A 2288-nucleotide genomic window follows, 5' to 3' on the forward strand; every position below is an offset into this window, starting at 1 on the left:
AGCACCCACGACAGTCAGCATTTCGAAAGGGTCATTGACAAGGCCAACACCAATCGCAATATCTACGCCGACCGAGGCTATCCCTCTGCGGAGCGGGAAGCTTGGCTGAAGGCAAACGGCTATAGGAGCCAGATTCAGCGTAAAGGCCATCGAAACAAACCGTTGTCCAAGACTCAGCAAGGGCGAAACCACAGGATTGCAAAGACTAGGGCACGGGTTGAACATGCATTTGCGGCGATGGAACAAATGGGTAGAAAACTGATCCGCACCATTGGACAGGTGCGCGCTAATTTTGCCATGACGATGATGGCAGCATGTTACAACCTAAAGCGGTTGGCGTACTTCCAGAGCGCGTGCATCGTGGCTTTCTGACGCCCAGAATGGGTCAAATGGCCCTAGCCAGGGCAATGTGCGATAGAATCAGTAGCGTGATAATCAAAAAAAATCTAATTATTTAGAATGAAAGCCAAGGGTTAATTGAAAATCTTGAGTTTTTCGAGGTGCCCTTTAATGATACGGTTTCAGGGGGAGATTGGTTATGTGAACAAGATGTGGTTGAATATTTTGTGAAACATTGTCCAACCGAAATGACACAACTGGAATTATGGGGATGCCCATAGAGTCGTAAAAAAGATGGTACAGTGAATGTCCGTCGCTTTGGAGGAATGAAAATCGAGCGCACTTGGTTTGCTGCTGATAAAACAGGCTTCCATATGTTGCATACTCTATTTCAAACCTCTCTCAAATACCCACAAATCCAGCGATTTGATGAACATTTTGTGTTAGACATTCTGGTTGATGAAGGAAGAGTAAATGGCCTAGTCGCTATCCATATGATGGAGGGCACTCATATTCAAATTAACGCAAAAGCCGTTATTATGGCCACCGGTGGGGCCGGCCGTGTTTACGTTATAATACTAACGGCGGAATTGTTACCGGTGATGGTATGGGTATTGCATTACGGCATGGCATTCCATTACGTGATATGGAGTTTGTCCAATACCATCCAACTGGCTTGCCAGGTTCTGGAATACTTATGATTGAAGGTTGTAGAGGTGAAGGCGAGATCCTCATCAACAAAGATGGCTATCGTTATCTACAAGATTATGGTTTAGGGCCTGAAACCCCTCTCGGTAAACCAGAAAATAAATATATGGAATTAGGCCCACGAGACAAGTTTTCTCAAGCCTTTTGGCATGAGTGGCGTGCAGGTCGCACAATAAAGTCATCACGTGGTGATGTCGTGCATCTTGACTTACGCCATTTAGGCGCAGAGAAACTACATGAACGCCTGCCCTTTATTTGTGAATTAGCCAAAGCTTATGTCGGCGTCGATCCCGTTATTGATCCTATCCCTGTTCGCCCAACCGCACATTATAAAATGGGGGGAATTGAAACGGATCAGAAATGTGAAACATCAATTAAAGGTCTGTTTGCTGTGGGCGAATGTTCGTCAGTTGGCTTACATGGTGCAAACCGCTTGGGTTCTAACTCTTTAGCAGAATTAGTCGTTTTTGGGTGATTAGCTGGCATTGAAGCGGCTAAATATGCCACTGAAGTCTCTCCAGCCAATAATAACGCCATTGAATTAAAAGCGCGTGAAGTTGAAACCAATTTAACCAAACTGATCAACCAAAAAGGTAAAGAGAATTGGGCTAACATCCGTGATGAAATGGGAATAGCAATGGAGGAAGGTTGTGGCATCTATCGTACACCTGAATTAATGCAAAAAACCATGGATAAACTAGCTGAACTTAAAGAACGCTTTAAACATACACGAGTTTCGCAGAAAACTAATTTGGGTACGCTAATAAAACACGGATGTGCTCAGCAATAGCATTTTTGATTACGTCCCAATTTTGTTGATAAAGGGTTATTTTTTCAGATATACGGGCACCTCGAAAAACTCAAGATTTTCAATTAACCCTTGGCTTTCATTCTAAATAATTAGATTTTTTTTGATTATCACGTTACTGATTCTATCGCACATTGCCCTGGCTAGGGCCATTTGACCCATTCTGGGCGTCAGAAAGCCACGATGCACGCGCTCTGGAAGTACGCCAACCGCTTTAGGTTGTAACATGCTGCCATCATCGTCATGGCAAAATTAGCGCGCACCTGTCCAATGGTGCGGATCAGTTTTCTACCCATTTGTTCCATCGCCGCAAATGCATGTTCAACCCGTGCCCTAGTCTTTGCAATCCTGTGGTTTCGCCCTTGCTGAGTCTTGGACAACGGTTTGTTTCGATGGCCTTTACGCTGAATCTGGCTCCTATAGCCGTTTGCCT

2 protein-coding genes and 1 pseudogene are annotated in these 2288 nt (G+C 44.6%); 2 read left to right on the forward strand and 1 reads right to left on the reverse strand.

Going from position 1 to position 2288, the window contains the following annotated elements; translation table 11 throughout:
- The coding region (locus tag CBG25_RS05010) for a transposase (RefSeq protein WP_290603757.1) at positions 1-372 on the forward strand (372 nt) is incomplete at its 5' end.
- A 104-nt stretch (positions 373-476) separates the two neighbouring features.
- A pseudogene (gene frdA, locus CBG25_RS05015) lies at positions 477-1801 on the forward strand (fumarate reductase (quinol) flavoprotein subunit); the annotation flags it as partial.
- Between the two features lie 224 nt (positions 1802-2025).
- Here the strand turns inward: frdA and CBG25_RS05020 are convergent.
- The coding region (locus tag CBG25_RS05020; protein WP_290603799.1) for a transposase at positions 2026-2288 on the reverse strand (263 nt) is incomplete at its 5' end.

Origin of the sequence: Arsenophonus sp. ENCA, from assembly GCF_002287155.1 — a bacterium.
Taxonomy (GTDB): domain Bacteria; phylum Pseudomonadota; class Gammaproteobacteria; order Enterobacterales; family Enterobacteriaceae; genus Arsenophonus; species Arsenophonus nilaparvatae.